This is a genomic window from Streptomyces sp. Edi2 (assembly GCF_040253635.1).
In the GTDB taxonomy this organism is placed as follows: domain Bacteria; phylum Actinomycetota; class Actinomycetes; order Streptomycetales; family Streptomycetaceae; genus Streptomyces.
Map to the genome: position 1 here is coordinate 7,907,214 of NZ_JBEJGX010000003.1, position 15,187 is coordinate 7,922,400.

General features: G+C 73.0%; 14 protein-coding genes. 8 read left to right on the forward strand and 6 right to left on the reverse strand.

Annotation, left to right across the window (positions count from 1 at the left end):
• The first annotated feature begins 355 nt into the window (after positions 1 to 355).
• Both ABR737_RS37970 and ABR737_RS37975 read left to right on the forward strand, forming a co-directional pair.
• Complete coding sequence (locus ABR737_RS37970; RefSeq protein ID WP_350255706.1) at positions 356 to 1,057, forward strand: hypothetical protein; 702 nt, start codon at positions 356 to 358, stop codon at positions 1,055 to 1,057.
• Positions 1,058 to 1,318: 261 nt separating this feature from the next.
• Entirely contained in the window at positions 1,319 to 2,494 is a 1,176-nt protein-coding gene (locus ABR737_RS37975) for an MBL fold metallo-hydrolase (RefSeq protein WP_350255707.1), read from the forward strand.
• A 223-nt stretch (positions 2,495 to 2,717) separates the two neighbouring features.
• On the opposite strand, the gene ABR737_RS37980 is transcribed toward ABR737_RS37975, so the two are convergent.
• The 4 genes from ABR737_RS37980 to ABR737_RS37995 form a co-directional block, all read right to left on the reverse strand.
• Positions 2,718 to 3,005, reverse strand: a complete 288-nt coding sequence (locus ABR737_RS37980) for a DUF3817 domain-containing protein (RefSeq protein WP_350255708.1) — start codon at positions 3,003 to 3,005, stop codon at positions 2,718 to 2,720.
• Positions 3,006 to 3,007: 2 nt separating this feature from the next.
• Positions 3,008 to 3,490: a DUF2269 family protein gene (locus ABR737_RS37985; protein ID WP_350255709.1), complete on the reverse strand. Its 483-nt coding sequence runs from the start codon at positions 3,488 to 3,490 to the stop codon at positions 3,008 to 3,010.
• A 17-nt stretch (positions 3,491 to 3,507) separates the two neighbouring features.
• A complete protein-coding gene (locus ABR737_RS37990) occupies positions 3,508 to 3,669 on the reverse strand; it encodes a hypothetical protein (RefSeq protein ID WP_350255710.1) in 162 nt (53 codons plus the stop codon).
• A gap of 157 nt (positions 3,670 to 3,826) precedes the next feature.
• Positions 3,827 to 4,510, reverse strand: a complete 684-nt coding sequence (locus ABR737_RS37995; protein ID WP_350255711.1) for a DJ-1/PfpI family protein — start codon at positions 4,508 to 4,510, stop codon at positions 3,827 to 3,829.
• Between the two features lie 249 nt (positions 4,511 to 4,759).
• Here ABR737_RS37995 and ABR737_RS38000 point away from each other — a divergent pair, with 249 nt between their 5' ends.
• From ABR737_RS38000 to ABR737_RS38025, 6 genes are all read left to right on the forward strand, one after another.
• Entirely contained in the window at positions 4,760 to 5,698 is a 939-nt protein-coding gene (locus ABR737_RS38000) for a GlxA family transcriptional regulator (RefSeq protein ID WP_350255712.1), read from the forward strand.
• Between the two features lie 220 nt (positions 5,699 to 5,918).
• Positions 5,919 to 8,054 carry an ATP-binding protein gene (locus ABR737_RS38005; RefSeq protein WP_350255713.1) on the forward strand — a complete coding sequence of 712 codons (2,136 nt, stop codon included), beginning with the start codon at positions 5,919 to 5,921 and terminating at the stop codon, positions 8,052 to 8,054.
• Positions 8,044 to 8,493: a roadblock/LC7 domain-containing protein gene (locus tag ABR737_RS38010; protein ID WP_350255714.1), complete on the forward strand. Its 450-nt coding sequence runs from the start codon at positions 8,044 to 8,046 to the stop codon at positions 8,491 to 8,493. Before ABR737_RS38005 ends, ABR737_RS38010 begins: the two co-directional genes overlap by 11 nt.
• Before the next feature lie 2 nt (positions 8,494 to 8,495).
• Positions 8,496 to 8,894: a DUF742 domain-containing protein gene (locus tag ABR737_RS38015; protein WP_088801078.1), complete on the forward strand. Its 399-nt coding sequence runs from the start codon at positions 8,496 to 8,498 to the stop codon at positions 8,892 to 8,894.
• Entirely contained in the window at positions 8,872 to 9,492 is a 621-nt protein-coding gene (locus ABR737_RS38020) for a GTP-binding protein (protein ID WP_350255715.1), read from the forward strand. The genes ABR737_RS38015 and ABR737_RS38020 overlap by 23 nt, the downstream gene beginning before the upstream one ends.
• Positions 9,489 to 10,091, forward strand: a complete 603-nt coding sequence (locus tag ABR737_RS38025; protein ID WP_350255716.1) for a GAF domain-containing protein — start codon at positions 9,489 to 9,491, stop codon at positions 10,089 to 10,091. Before ABR737_RS38020 ends, ABR737_RS38025 begins: the two co-directional genes overlap by 4 nt.
• Before the next feature lie 183 nt (positions 10,092 to 10,274).
• Here ABR737_RS38025 and ABR737_RS38030 read toward each other — a convergent pair whose 3' ends face one another.
• Positions 10,275 to 11,600: an acyl-CoA dehydrogenase family protein gene (locus ABR737_RS38030; protein WP_350255717.1), complete on the reverse strand. Its 1,326-nt coding sequence runs from the start codon at positions 11,598 to 11,600 to the stop codon at positions 10,275 to 10,277.
• 298 nt (positions 11,601 to 11,898) lie between these two features.
• Positions 11,899 to 15,123, reverse strand: a complete 3,225-nt coding sequence (locus tag ABR737_RS38035) for an amidohydrolase family protein (protein ID WP_502964439.1) — start codon at positions 15,121 to 15,123, stop codon at positions 11,899 to 11,901.
• Between the last annotated feature and the right edge of the window lie 64 nt (positions 15,124 to 15,187).

Sequence of the window (15,187 nt, forward strand, 5' to 3'; positions counted from 1 at the left end):
CGTCCGGTGCTGGACACGGTGGTCCGGGAACGGGCGCTGCGGGCTGCGGCGGGCTCCGCCACCCGGGTGGAGGTCCTGGAGGCGACCGAGGCCATCGGGCTGAGCGGGGACGCCGGCCGGGTGACCGGGGTACGGGTCCGGTCACGGGACGGTGAGCCGGGCGCGCGGTCCGAGCGGGAGCTGCCGGCCGCGCTCGTGGTGGACGCCTCGGGCCGCGGCTCCCGTACACCCCAGTGGTTCGCCGCGCTGGGCCGGGCCGCGCCGCAGGAAGAGACCGTGGACGCGGGGCTGGCCTACGCCACCCGGATGTGCCGCCCCCAAGGACCCGGCCACCGCGCCCGACGCGGGCGTCAACGTGCCGGGCCGGCCGGAGTGCCCGCGCGGGGCCGCGTATGTGCCGGTCGAGGACGGCAACTGGCTGCTGACGCTGTCCGGCGTACGGGGGCACCACCCGCCGACGGACGCGGCGGAGTTCACCGCCTTCACCGCCACCATCGGCGACCCCTACGTCCATGAACTGCTCGCCCGGGCCGAACCGCTCTCACCGGTCCACGGCTTCCGCGATACCTGCAACCGCCGCCGCCACTACGAGCGGCCCGGTGCCCTCCCCGAGGGATTCCTCGTCCTCGGGGACGCCGGCTGTACCTTCAACCCCGTATACGGCCAGGGCATGTCGGTCGCCGCACTCGGCGCGCCGGCCGTGCGCACCACGTTCGCCGAGGGCGGCGGCCTGCGCCCGGGGATCACCGCCGAGGCGCAGCGGGCGGTGGCCCGCGCCGCGGAACCCGCCTGGCTCGCCGCGGTCGGCTCGGACCGCCCGTACGCGGGCACCGCCGACACCACGGCGGGTCTCGGGGAGCGGCTGACCACGTGGTACCTCGACCGGCTCGCCGCCCGTGCCGCCATCGACCCCGTCGTCGGGGCGGCCTTCCGGGACGTCTTCTGCCTCACCGCGCCGCCCGCCCGCCTGGTCGCCCCGCAGATCTTCCTGCGCACGGTCTTTCTGCCCCGCCGGCCCGGGCTCCCCGGCCCGCCCACTGTCGTGGAACGGGTGTGAGGGCGGCCTGCCCGTCGCCGCTCCCATGGACGCGTTCGAGTTGCCGGGCCGGCCGGCATCTGCGGTGGCGCCGGGGAAAGGTCACACCCTTACTCCGGAATGTCACGGCCGGTCGCGCCGTTGCTGTCTACGGGTGATGGTGTGGAGAGTCCGGGTGTCGTGGTGCGGAAACCGTACGGCGGCGCCGTGTGGCGCGGCGTACCGGAACCCGCCGCCCAGGCGGCCCGTTCACTTCGCGACTACCCCGACCATGGAGGTGCCGTGACCGGTTCCAGACCCCGTCGTACCCGACTCTCCGCGCTGCGGCCGGCGGCTTTCGGCGCTGTGCCCACCGGGGAGCGGCTGGCCAGGCTGCGCAGGTCGCCCCAGTTCGTGGACGGCCAGTTCCGCAATCCCGTGGAGACCAGGCAGCTGCTCCACGGCTCCGCGCTGCCGATGGTGCGTACCCAGCTGAGCCGGGAGGGGCGGCGGCGCCGGGCGCCGGCCGGCCGGATCCCGGTCTACCGTCCGACCGCCGCGGACGGGACCGAGCCGCCCGCCTCCGGGCTGCGGCTCACCTGGATGGGTCATTCGAGCGTACTGGTCGAAATAGACGGGCAGCGGGTGCTCTTCGACCCGGTCTGGAGCGAGCGCTGTTCACCGTTCGGCTGGGCGGGCCCCAAGCGGATGCATCCGGTCCCCATCGGGCTGGACGAGCTGGAGCCGGTCGATGTCGTGGTGATCTCCCATGACCACTACGACCATCTCGACATGCCGACGGTCCAGGGCCTGACCGGCAGCGGCGCGGCCTTCGTCGTTCCGCTCGGTGTCGGTGCCGACCTGGAATTCTGGGGTGTGCCCGCGGAGCGGATCACCGAGCTCGACTGGCACGAGTCCACCCGCATCGGCGGGCTGACCCTCGCCGCCACCCCCGCGCAGCACTTCTGCGGCCGCGGTCTGCGCGGCCCGCAGCACACCCTGTGGGCCTCCTGGGTGGTCGCAGGACCCGATCACCGGATCTACCACAGCGGCGACACCGGCTACTTCTCCGGCTTCGCGGAGATCGGCGCGGCGTACGGCCCGTTCGATGCGACGATGATCCAGATCGGCGCCTACAGCGACTACTGGCCGGACATCCACATGGATCCCGAGCAGGGGGTGCAGTCCCACCTCGACCTGCAGGGCCACGCGCCCGGCGGTGTGCTGCTGCCGATCCACTGGGGCACGTTCAACCTTGCACCGCACCCGTGGGCGGAGCCCGCCGAGTGGACCCTGACCGCCGCCCGGAAGGCCGGGGTCACCAGCGCCCACCCCCGGCCGGGCGAGCCGTTCGAGCCCGCCGACCCGCCGGCCGTCTATCCGTGGTGGCGGGCGATTGCGGTGCCCCCCGCCCATGGCTGGCCGGCCTGGCAGCCGGCGGTTTCCCCCACCGACGTGGATCTCGTCGCCGACCGCTGAGGCGGCAGCGGGATGGTGCCTTGTGGGGCCTGTGGGGCCTGCGGCCCTGTGGAGCGTGGCGTCGTACACACCGGTGCGTACGGGGTGGGGTGGCCCTGTGGCCCTGTGGCCCTGTGGCCCTGCGGTCCGGCGGTCCGGCGGTCCGGCGGCCCTACGGTCCGGCGGCCGCGGACGTCCCGGCGTACGGCGCGGCCCCCGGTATCCGGCTGCGGCCGTGCCGCGGCTACGGGAGGCCGCGCCCCCGGAAGGCCGGATTCCTCGTACGGTCGATCCGGCGGTGGGCGAGGAGACCGCCGATGCCGGGGATGACCGCCGCCGCCTTGGCCGTGCTGTCGGCGCTCTCATGGCGCCATGCCGCGATCACGACGAAGAGGTAGGCACAGCCGTGGAGGGGGCCCATCAGGGCGGCGAGGGACCGCAGGTGGACGGTGGCGAGGTTGGCCAACAGCACGATCAGTGAGACGAGTTCGAGCTGGGCGGCGGACCACAGCGGGCGTGGACGCATGCGCATCCTCATGCTCCCGTGGTGGATCCGGGCCTGATGATCATCAGGACGGTGACGGTTGCCCACAGCAGGTTGAAGAGGCCGGTGAGCATCGCCAGCCGGCCCGCGGCTTGATGACCGGGAATCGGGGCGCCGGCGAGGTCCGCCGCGGCCTCGACCGCGGCGAGTGCGCTGTCCTGGCAGGGCAGGACGAGCAGCGCCAGGACCGCGGCGGCACCCGCGGTGAGCACCACGGACGCGATCAGCCAGGGGCTGCTCAGAACGCCGAGGCTGCCGGCGGTGGCGAGCCCCAGAACGGGTACGGCGATGCCGATGGTGGCGTATGCGCGGCAGATGCGGTGCAGGATGCGCAGGCCGCTGCGGGCGGCGCTGTCCCGCGGATCCCTCTGGGCGCGGCGCAGGACCCGGGGGAACATGCCGGCGGCGACGGTGACCGGCCCCACGGCGATGATGGCGGCCAGGACGTGCAGCGCAAGGAAGAGCTTTGTCACGGTGTGTGTCCTCAGGTTCAGTGGCTGCGGCGCCGGCCGGTGACCTTGGAGACGGGCTGCCGGCCGGCGCGGGGGGTGCCGGCCGGTGAGCCGTCGTCCGCGGAGCGGAGTTCCGTGACGGCCTCGATCTTGCCGATGGGGGTGGAGATGTCCAGGTCCCGGGTGCCTTCGACGGGCATAGGTGCGGTCTTCCTCGGTGTGCTGCGGCCCTGTTGACGGGCCGGGGGCGGGTGAGCGGAGTGAGGGGGGCTGAACTGCCTTGCCATACGTGCGAGTTGACGGTTGACGGTCGCGACTGCCGTGAACGGGCGGCAGGGCGGCGGTCGCGAAGAGAAGTCAGCGCGCGGTGGGTGCCCGCCCTCGGTTGCGCCAGACGACGCCGCGGCGCTCGTGGGCGAACAGCTCCTCCACGGCGTGCGCGACCTTGGGTCCCACCTCGCGTTCCAGCAGGTAGAGCCCCAGGTCCAGGCCGGACGTCACCCCCGCGCCGGTGACCAGATCGCCGTCGTCGACCACGCGGGCCCGCACCGCCTGCGCACCGGTGGCGTCCAGCAGGTCCATACCCATGTGATGGGTCGTCGCATGGCGTCCCTCCAGGAGCCCGGCCATGGCGAGGATGAGCGAGCCGCCGCACACCGCGCCGACCGTCAGCCCGGGCCGGTCCATGGCGGCCCGGAGGAGCGGCGGCAGGCCCGTCTGCAGGGTGCGGCCCAGCACGGCGGGGATGGAGTCGTCCGGTGTCAGGTCGCCGGTCTCCGGATCGGGCACCTCGCCCGGCTCCCCGACGCGGCCCGAAGCGCCGGGCACCACGATGAGGTCGGCCCGCTCCGGATCGAGGGCGGCCGTGGCCCGTAGTGCCAACCCGCCGGTGCCGCTGACCACTTCACGCGGTCCTTCGGCGGATACCAGCTCCACACGCACCGCCCCGTCGGTGGCGGCGCCTCCGGCGTGCAGGACCTCGAAGGGGGCGACGACATCGAGCGGATCGAAACCATCGAACAGGACGATCTGGGCGTGCATGGGCATTCCTTCGGCGGGGGAGTGGCCCGGTCCGTGCCGGGGCACCACCGAAGTTAATCCGCGCTGCCGTCAGGCCCCAGTGGCATTACTGTCAGGGTTCAACGGAATATCGCCAGCTCGCCCGGCGCACTGTCCGCGGGCAGTTGAGCTGGAGTTATGCCACGGGTGAAGGTCACCCGCCCGTCGGTGACTGCCCTCACCGGAGTAGGCGGGCGGTGGCGGAATTCCGGTGGCCGGTACGTTATGGCCATGCATACCGTGGCCGTTCTGGCGCTCGACAAGGTGATCCCCTTCGACCTCTCCACCCCGATCGAGGCCTTCACCCGCACGCGCCTGCCGGACGGCCGCCCCGGCTATCAGGTCCGCGTCTGCGCCGAGCGGCCCGAGGTCGATGCCGGTGCGTTCACGCTGCGTGCGCCGTGGGGGCTGGAGGGGCTGGCGGGCGCGGACACCGTCATCGTTCCCGGCACCGCCGACCCGGCCGCCCCGCTCCCGCCCGCCGTCCATGACGCGCTGAACGAGGCCGCCGCCCACGGCACCCGCATCGCCTCCATCTGCTCGGGCACCTTCCCCCTGGCCGCTTCCGGGCTCCTCGACGGGATGCGCGCCACCACCCACTGGGCGGCGGCCGGCATGCTGGCCGCCGCCTACCCGGACATCGAGGTCGACCCCGATGTCCTCTACGTCGACAACGGGCAGATCCTCACCTCGGCCGGTGCCGCCGCCGGACTGGACCTGTGTCTGCATCTGATCCGCCGCGACTACGGATCGGCCGTCGCCGCCGACGCCGCCCGGCTGTCGGTCATGCCTCTGGAACGAGAGGGCGGACAGGCCCAGTTCATCGTCCAGCCCTACCCGGCCGCACCCCGCGGCTCTGCCCTCGAACCTCTGCTGACCTGGCTGCAGGACAACCTGGCCCGCGATCTCACCCTGGCCGATATCGCCGCCCGCGCCGACACCAGCACCCGTACCCTGATCCGCCGCTTTCGCGAACAGACCGGCACCACACCGCTCCAGTGGCTGCACCGCGCCCGTGTCCGCCAGGCGCAGCATCTGCTCGAAACCACCGCGCATCCCGTCGAACGCATCGGCGCCCAGGTGGGCTTCGGCTCACCCACCGCCTTCCGCGACCGCTTCAAACGCACCACCGGCGTCAGCCCCCAGACCTATCGCCGCACGTTCCAGTGAGGGCCCCGCACGGAAGGGCTCTTCGTCAGGGGTTTCAGCTTTCCTTCCAACTGACCCTCCATGAACGGGAGTTCGGATTGCCTCGCACTGATGTGCGCAAGGCGCCCACTCAAGGAGGTGGCGAGGGGTAGCGAAACCCCGAAGTGGGCCCGGACCCCACCCGTGCAACAACTAGCGTGCGTGCTCCGCGAACTGCCAACGGCCGATCCGGAGGGCGCCGATGCCTACCGCATTCCCCCAGGGGAACCAGACGTTCCAGGAGGCTCACAGATCCCCAGGGCCCCAGGGTTCCCCGGGGGCTGTCCCTGTCCCCGCCTCCGTCCGGCGGCGGGAGCGTGAGGGCGGACGACACGGCCGGGCCTCGTTCCCCGAATCCGCTGCCGACTCGGCGATACGGGCGCGTCTGGTCCGGCTCGCCGCCGTCCCCTGCCTCCTCGTCGCCGTCATCTGCACGGCCGCTGCCGCCTTTGTGGTGCACACCGGCGGCGCCCGGCTCACCGGCCACGAGTGGGTGGTGCTGTGCGGCGGTCTCGCGCTGGTCTGCGTCATCGTGCTCACCGCGAGCGCCGCCGCCAACGCCGAGGCCCGCGCCACCGTCACCCGCTACGCCCGGCTGCGCCAGGTCTGCGCCCGCAGCCAGTCCGACCTGTACGACCTGCTGGACCGCGTACGGCAGGGCGAATGGATCCAGCGCCGCGAGCCCGAACAGGGCCTGGTGCCCACCGGTGACACGCTCGACCTGCTCGCCCACGAGGTGGCCGCCGCGGGCCGGGCCGCCGAGTCCGCCGTCATCGACGCGGTCGCCATCGCCCGCAGCAACGCCAGCGGCAGCGAGCAGAAGGTCGAGGTGTTCGTGAACCTCGCCCGCCGTCTGCAGTCGCTGGTGCACCGGGAGATCGAGCTGCTGGACGAGCTGGAGAACCAGGTCGAGGACCCGGACCTGCTCAAGGGCCTGTTCCACGTCGACCACCTGGCCACCCGGATCCGCCGGCACGCCGAGAACCTCGCGGTGCTCGGCGGCGCCATCTCGCGCCGCCAGTGGAGCCGCCCGGTGTCCATGACCGAGGTGTTGCGCTCCTCGATCGCCGAGGTCGAGCAGTACCCGAGGATCAAGCTGGTGCCGCCGATCGAGGGCACCCTGCACGGACACGCCGTCGCCGACGTCATCCACCTGCTCGCCGAACTCGTCGAGAACGCCTCGATCTACTCCGCCCCGCAGACCCCGGTCCTGCTGCGCGCCCAGCTCGTCACCGCGGGCCTCGCGGTCGAGGTCGAGGACCGCGGCCTGGGCATGTCGGCGGACGAGCAGTCGCGGATGAACGCCCTGCTGGCCGACCCCGAACACATCGATGTCGCCGAGCTGTTGAGCGACGGACGGATCGGACTGTTCGTGGTCTCCTCGCTCGCCCGGCGGCACGGCATCGTGGTGCGGCTGCAGAGCAATATCTACGGCGGCGTGCAGGCCGTGCTGATCGTGCCCCAGGAACTGCTCGGCGACGAACCGGCCGACGGGGACGCGGAGGGAGCGGACACAGCGGACGGAGCGGAGGGGCCGCGCGCCGGATCGCCGGACACCGACCCGGCGCGTGAGCACGACGGGGGCTACGCCGGCGGCTTCGCCGACGACCCCGACTACCCCGACGGGAGCCCTGCGCGTCACGAACGCCCCCGGCATCACGACGCCGTCGAGCCTCCCGAGCGCCATGACCCGGGCCTCAGCCCCGGCCGCCCGACCGTGGCCATCCCCAGCCCGGCTCCCGCCCCCGACGCGCTCGACATGGCGCCGCACGGATACGGCGACCGTACGGCCCCGGTTCCGGCCCCGAGCACCCTCCCCGCGGACACCCATGCCCTCTCGGATCCCGACGCCGGTGCGGCTCGTCGCCGGCTGGTCCGCGCAACGGGCGTCTACACTCCCGACGTCCACCTGCCCGGCGCGCGGCTGCCCGAGCCGCACAGCCCTGACGCCGCTCCCGCCGACCGCCCCGCCGATCCCGGCCCGGTCGTGCTTCCGCCCGCGCCGCCTGCCGTGGACAACAGCGCCCGCCCGCGGCTGCCCCGGCGGCGCAAGCAGACGCACCTCGTCCCCGAGCTGCGCGGCGACCCGATCCTGCCCTCCACGACCCCGCGTACGGGGCCCGAGCCCGAGCACGACCCCGGCCTGATGGCCGCCTTCCGGCGCGGCTTCAGCCTCGCCGACGACACCTACGCCGGCGACACCGCCGGCGGTAACGGCACCACCCCGGCCGACGGCGGCGACACCAGCAGCCCGGCCGGCAACGACCTGCACTACGACCGTGACCACGATGCCACGATGGCCCGCCCCCGAGGAGACGACCGCAACCATGGTGAGTGATGTGCGTGCGCAGGCGCATTCGCAGTTGCAGGGAGGCCAGCACACCGATCTGTCCTGGCTGCTGACCGGGCTCGTACAGCGGGTGCCGCACGCCCGGAGCGCGCTGCTGCTGTCCTCGGACGGCCTGGTGAAGGCCGCCCACGGCTTCGACCCGGACAGCGCCGACCACATGGCCGCCCTGTCCTCCGGCCTCTACTCCCTCGCCCGCAGCGCCGGTGTGCGCTTCGGGGAGGGCGACGAGGTGCTGCAGGTGGTCGTCGAGCTGGAGTCCGCCTTCCTGTTCGTCTCCACCGCCGGATCGGGCGCGTGCCTGGCCGTGCTCGCCGGCCGCGAAGCCGATGTGGCGGTGCTGGGCTACGAGATGTCGATGCTGGTCAAGAGCGTCCGGCCCTATCTGTCCACCCCCGCACGCCACCAGACGCCCGCGGGCGGTCGTTGACCATGACCGTGCGTCGCCGACGGCGGCAGGGCGGCGAGCCGTGGTATGACGACGCGGCGGGCCGGCTGGTCCGCCCGTACACCGTCAGCAACGGCCGGACCCGTCCGACGGCGCACTTCGACCTGCTGACCATGGTGATGGCCACCGGCCGGCGGCCCGTCTCCTGCCAGGGCCCCGACTACGCCCAGGTGCTGGGGCTGTGCGGCGGGCCGGTCTCCGTCGCGGAGATCGCCGCCCACATACGGCTGCCCGCCGTGGTCACCAAAGTGCTCCTCGCCGACCTCGTCGACTGCGGGGCGCTCACCGCGCGGGCCCCCGCAGCCGTTTCGGCAGGGCCCGCGTCCCGTACCGACCGAGCCCTGCTGGAGGCGGTGCTGAATGGACTTCGCAAACGACTGTGACCCCCACACCCCGGGGGACCCCTCGACCGATCTCTTCCCCACCGCGCTCAAAATCCTGGTCGCGGGGGGCTTCGGGGTCGGCAAGACGACCTTTGTCGGCGCGGTGAGCGAGATCGAGCCGCTGAGCACGGAAGAGCTCCTGACCCAGATCAGCGTGGGCACGGACGATCTGGCGGGTGTCGAGAACAAGGACACCACCACCGTCGCCATGGACTTCGGCCGGATCACGCTCAGCCCCGCGCACGTGCTCTACCTCTTCGGGACGCCGGGGCAGCAGCGCTTCTGGTTCATGTGGGACGAGCTGTCCAACGGTGCGCTCGGCGCGGTCATCCTCGCCGACACCCGGCGCCTGGACCAGTGCTTCGCGGCCGTCGACTTCTTCGAACGGCGCGGCATCCAGTTCATCGTCGCCGTCAACGAGTTCGACGGCTCCTACCACTACGACCCGGACGAGGTCCGCACCGCCATGGACATCCCTCCCCACATCCCCGTCGTGCTCTGCGACGCCCGCCGGTGCAGCTCGGCCACCCACGTCCTGGTCTCGCTCGTCCAGCATCTGCTCACCCCCGCCCTCGCCGCGACCCCGGAGCTGCCGTGAACCACCCCGCCTCCCGCGTCCCGTACCTCTCCTACGATCCGACGCGCCATCTGCTGCTCACCCCGCAGGACGACGAGGCCCCGGCGCGGGTCGCCCGGCTGCGCGCCCTGGGGATCGGGGAGTCCCCGCTGCCCGCCTTCGACGAGTTCGCCCGCAAGCTCGCCCGGACCACCCGGGCGCCGTACTCGATGGTCAACTTCATCGACGAGCGGCGGCAGTACTTCGCCGGCCTCTACACCCCCGCGCAGGACCGGGCCGTCGAGCTGGGACCGGCCCCCGCCAGCGCCCAGCCGGGCCGGGTGATGGACCGTGACCACGGGTACTGCCCGCATGTCATCGTCCGCCGGAAGGCCCTGGTGCTGGAGGACGTCTGCGACTACCCGCGGTTCGCCGGCAACCCCGTCGTGGACGAGATCGGCATCCGCTCCTACCTCGGTGCGCCGCTGATCGACCGTACGGGGATGGCACTGGGCACCGTCTGCGTCGTGGACCTCGAACCGCGTCCCTGGGGCCGGGAGGGGCTGGAGACCATCAAGTCGATGGCCGCCGAACTCGTCGAGCAGATCCACCGTATGGAGAAGCAGCAGAGCGACGCCTGAGGAGGCGTCCGGGGGAGGCGCGCGAGGCGTCCTCTCCTTGGCGCTTCCCCGGTCCGGAATCCGGCCCCGGTGCCCGGCGCGGACTGTCCCAGGGGGTATCTCTCCCGGGGCAGTCCGCCCGGCCCGGGGCCGCGGCATCGGCCGGCTGCCGATGACCGCGCACCCCGTGACGGAAGCTGCCGCTCACCTCGGCCGGGCGCACCACGAGCGTCCGGACACCGGACCGGTGCGCTGGCCGGGCACCGTGGCCGTGGTGTCCTCGCTCCGCCCTGCGGGAGCCGGTACCTCCGCGGGGGTACCGCCCTCCTCCGGCCACTCCGAGGGCTCCAGCCGCAGCAGATCCGCGAGCTTGCTGGACCACTCGCCCCGCGCCCGTCCCAGGGCCAGCTCGCCCAGGCGCAGCAACTGGATCTCGGAGGTGCCGGCCGGCGCGACAATGTGGTGGGCGTCGCGCAGGAAGCGCTCCACCGGCCGGTCGGTGAACAGCCCGCACGCGGCATGGATGTCCATCGCGTCGCGCGCCGACTCCAGCGCCGACTCCACATTGACCAGCTTGGCGTTCATCAGCTCCGCATCGCACGGCAGCCCCTGGTCCAGCAGGTGCACCGCGTGGTACGCGGACAGCCGGGACAGCAGCAGCCGCGACTGGATCCGGCCGAGCTTGAGCTTGATGTTGCCGAGGTCCGCCAGCGGATTGCCGTAGCGCTGCCGCTCGGCGCAGAACGCCGTGGTCTCGTCCAGCACCGCCTGATGGATGCCGAGCGATACGGCGGTCAGATTCGGCCGTCCGTACAGCACGCTGGAGGAGTAGGCGACCGACAGTCCGTCGCCCTCCCGGCCCAGCAGGTTCGCCGCCGGAATCCGGCAGTTGTCGAAGAACAGCTCGCCGAAGCTGAAGCCGTGCAGCCCCATGGCGGGCTGCTGCGGCCCTACCCGGAAGCCCGGGCTGTCGGACTCGACGAGGAACGCCGACAGGCCCCTGGAGCCCTCACCGGTGCGGGCCACCACGCCGTGGAGATCCCCGACATGGCTGTTGCCGACGTAGATCTTCCGGCCGTTGAGGACGTAGTCGTCGCCGTCGCGGACGGCGGTGGTGGCCATGCCCAGCACATGGCCGCCGGACTGCGGTTCGGTGACCGCGATGGTCGGCAGGCAGTCGCCGGAGGCTATGGCCGGCAGCCAGGTCTTCTTCTGCTCCTCGCTGCCGAAGTGGACGATCTTCGCGACGCCCAGCTGCGACGCCTGCGCCATGGCGCCCATCGCGGCGCTCACCCGGGAGAGCTCTTCGATGATCAGGGTCTTGGCGACATGGCCGGCTCCCATTCCGCCGTAGGCGCGGTGCACGGTCGCGCCTATCCAGCCCTGCCGCGCGATCAGGCGCGAGAGGTCATGGCACACGGAACGGTTCGCCTCCATTTCTGCCACCCGGGGGCGGACCTCCCTCTCGGCGAACTCCCGCACCTGGTGCCGGAGTACCTCATGCCGCTGGTCCGTGAAGTAGCGGTGCAAGACGAGCCCCTCCTTCGCGATCTCCCCCGTGCTGGTCGCATCACGCCTCGGACGGCACCCGGTGGTGCCGTCGCAGCGAACGTTCCGGAAAGTGATCTTTCGCTTACCCCGTGCAATACCCGTTGGCATACCTACTGCGGGGCGCATAAAACATCAACTGGGTGCATTTAAGTGAAGAGTTGAAGCGCGAAGCAGATGCGCACCACCCCCGGATTCGAGGACGCCTGTGCGCGGTTCCGAGGGTTCCGGAACCGCGCCACCCCACGCCTCCCACCCCGCCGCGGCGGGGTGCCGCGCATCAGTGTGAGGCGTCGCAGCAGGACTCGCGGCGCTGCTGCCGGCCCACCTCCAGCCAGTCGGTGCCGGCTGATCGCAGCGAACGGGTGGCGGGCGCCGGGAAGGAGTCGGTCAACTCCTGCTGAGCGAACAGCCGTCCGCCGCGCAGGACCGCCGAGGTCCGCACCAGCGCGTCGAAGTCCCGGAACGGATCGCCGTCCACCAGCGTCATATCGCCGAGCTTGCCGACTTCCAGCGTCCCCAGATCCCGTTCCGCGCCGAACACCCGGGCGGGCAGCGCGGTCGCCGTGCGCAGCGTCCGGCTCACGCTGAGGCCGCCGCGGTGCAGGGCCCGCAGGCACAGGTGCAGGCCCAGTCCCACCGGCACCAGGGGCTGGTCCGTACCCAGCGCGACCAGCCCGCCGCCCTCCAGTACCCGCCGGTAGACGCCGACCTCGGTGTCGATGTCGGCCAGCTGCGCCGGGGTGGGGCGATGGCCGGCGTTCTCCCGTACGAGCGCGGTGTCCCAGGGCGGCATCAGCCGGGTGACCCGCACATCCTCGGCCAGCGCCGGATCGTCGCCCAGCAGCGCGGCCGCGGAGAACGGCGTGGCGAGGAGGTGGAAGCCGGTGCCGGTGTAGATCTCCTCGACATCCTGGTAGGCGTGCCGGGAGGCGCTGACGGCATGGCCGAACTCCAGTCGCTGAGTGGCTTGCAGATGGGTCGTCAGGTCCTGGCCGAGCTGGACGCCCGGGGAGAGCAGGTGACTCCCGGCCCGGACCCCCAGCCGCTGGTGGGCGAAGCGCGCGGCCTCCTCCATCACCCAGCCCGGCGCCCGTACATAGGTCTTGACGAAGTCCCAGTCCAGGGCCGCACCGCGCGCCAGCGAGCGGCGCAGCCCCGCACGGGTGCGGTGCGCCCGCCCCATGCTGTACGCGACCCGGCTGCCGTCCAGCAGCTCTCCGCAGGTCAGCAGTCGGGGCCCGGCGAGCACACCGGCCGCCACGGCCTCCCGGATGCGGGCCTGTTCATAGGAGAAGCCGCCGCAGGAGACCGCGGTGGTGATGCCGTAGGCGAGCTGCAGCGCGGTCTGCCGGCCGCCGTAGGTCGTCTGCCAGGGGTGCGTGTGGGCGTCCCACAGTCCGGGCAGCACGGTCTGCCGGGAGGCGTCGACCCGGCGGACGGCGCCGGACCGGGCCGGGCGGTGCGCCTCCACCGCGGTGATCCGCCCGTCCCGCACCACCACATCGACGTCCTCCCGCACCTCATCGCCCGTGCCGTCCCAGAACCGGCCCGCGTGCACCACGGTGTCCCGGGCGCGCGCGGGGCGGTGCCCGAGGGGCAGCGGCACGGTCCGCGCCGTGCCGCCGAACACCCCGATCAGCCGCAGCTTCCCGGCCGAGAGGTACAGGAGCGTGCCGGAGTCCCCGGACCACGACGGATGGTCGGCGCTCTCCTCTGTCAGCTGCCGCGGCGCCCCGTCCGGCGTGCCGTCGGGCCGCACCGGCAGCACCCACAGCGCGGACTCGACGATCACGGCCAGCCAGTGCCCGTCGGGCGACCACACGGGCCCGGAGTCGTAGCGGTCGGCGATCGACACGTGCTCGGCGACCGGGTGCAGCCGGTCCTTGCCGGTCTCGGTGTCGACGATCCGGATGACGTTGTAGCCCTCGCGGAAGCGGCGGTTGAGGCGGGTGCGGTCGCAGTACGCCAGGTAGCGCCCGTCCGGTGACCAGCTGGGACGGCTGGGCAGCCCGCCGGCACCCATCGGTGCGGCCAGCACCTTCTCCGTGCCGTCGGACAGCGTCCGTACGACCAGGTTCCCCGACATGTCCAGTGCGGCCAGCCGTCCGCCGTCGGGCGACAGCGCGGGCTGCACCCGGCCGCCGGCGGCCAGCACCGTCTCCTCGCCGGAGGCGAGATCGCGGCGGCGCACCGCGAACAGCCCGTCCCGGTCGTCGGCGTAGAGCAGCGCCCGCCCGTCGCGGGACCAGCTCGGCGCCAGGACGTAGCGGGTGGCATCGGCCCGGACGATCCTGCGCGGGGCGCCGCCACCCGAAGTGGGCGCAATCCAGAGGCCGTTGAGTGCGGCGAAGGCGACCCTGCGGCCGTCGGGCGACAGCGCGGGCAGATGCACCCCGCGCACCGGGCCGGCCGCCGTCCGCTCGAAGCCGTAGTCCTTGACGCGGTAGCGGGGGCGGGCCAGCGGCAGCCGCGCGGTGAACGGGATGGTCTCGGCGTGCTGCGGGGCATCGACCGGGACGATCCGGAACTGTCCGCCGACCGTCAGCAGCAGCTCGTCCCGCGAGATCCAGCGCGGCGGCACCGGCTCCACATCGCCGTCGACCGCGACCCTCCCGCCGTCCACCACCAGCGCGCAGGTGGGCCCCGGGTAGTCCGTGGTCCGCAGATAGGCGAGCCGCCCCGTGGGGGACAGTGCCGGCGCCATCACCTGCGCGGTCGCCGTCTCGGTGTGCTCGGTGCGCACCGCGCCCCGCCCGTCGGCCGGCACGGAGGCGACGGTGCGGGAGACCAGCGCCGCGCCCGCCACCTGCCCCCGTACGAACACGATCCGCGCGCCGTCCGGCGACCAGCAGGGGTCGAAGTCCTCCCAGGCGGCGTCCTGGTGAGGGCCCTCCTGACCGGACAGGCCGGTCACCCGGGTCAGCCTCCGCGTCGCCACCTCCAGCACCCAGATCCGGTACGGGCTGCCGGCCACCGGGTCCCCGCCCCGCTCCGAGGCGAAGGCGATCCGGGTGCCGTCGGGCGACCAGGCGGGGCCGCGGTCGTCCCACGGGCCGTCGGTCAGCTGCCGGAGACCGGAGCCGTCGGCGCCGAGCGTCCACAGATGGAAGGCGCCGCCCCGGTAGGCGCAGACGGCGATCCGCCGGCCGTCCGGGGAGTACACCGGACGGGTGGGCTCCAGGTCGGGCGGGGTCAGCGCCACCGCGTCGCCGCCGGCCCGCGGCAAGGACCACAGGACGTTCTGGACCTCGGCGACCAGCCGGTCCCCGGCCGGGGAGAGCGAGGCGGCGCCGTTGGTCGCGGCCGTGAAGGACAGGGCGGCGCCGCGCGCACCGGCGTCCTGCGCCCAGGCGCCGGCGTTCGTGACGCCGGCCAGACCCGCCGCAGCGGCGGCCGTGGCGGTGCCCTGCAGAAATCTGCGGCGGGACAGCGGCGCGGAGGGAAGGGGGGAGTTCTCGAAATGATCCTCGAAACGGTCCTCGGAACGATCCGTGGTGTCCAACGTTCCTCCTGCGAAGGGGGGTTGCGGCACAGAGTCATCAAAGAACCGGCTGATCGTGTCACGC

Bases quoted from the DNA above. Each gene is read 5' to 3' on its own strand.
- ABR737_RS38005 (WP_350255713.1), top strand. From the start codon at position 5,919: ATGCCTACCGCATTCCCCCAGGGGAACCAGACGTTCCAGGAGGCTCAC.
- ABR737_RS38010 (WP_350255714.1), top strand. From the start codon at position 8,044: ATGGTGAGTGATGTGCGTGCGCAGGCGCATTCGCAGTTGCAGGGAGGC.
- ABR737_RS37995 (WP_350255711.1), bottom strand. From the start codon at position 4,510: ATGCACGCCCAGATCGTCCTGTTCGATGGTTTCGATCCGCTCGATGTC.
- ABR737_RS38000 (WP_350255712.1), top strand. From the start codon at position 4,760: ATGCATACCGTGGCCGTTCTGGCGCTCGACAAGGTGATCCCCTTCGAC.
- ABR737_RS38020 (WP_350255715.1), top strand. From the start codon at position 8,872: ATGGACTTCGCAAACGACTGTGACCCCCACACCCCGGGGGACCCCTCG.
- ABR737_RS37980 (WP_350255708.1), bottom strand. From the start codon at position 3,005: ATGCGCATGCGTCCACGCCCGCTGTGGTCCGCCGCCCAGCTCGAACTC.
- ABR737_RS37990 (WP_350255710.1), bottom strand. From the start codon at position 3,669: ATGCCCGTCGAAGGCACCCGGGACCTGGACATCTCCACCCCCATCGGC.
- ABR737_RS38015 (WP_088801078.1), top strand. From the start codon at position 8,496: ATGACCGTGCGTCGCCGACGGCGGCAGGGCGGCGAGCCGTGGTATGAC.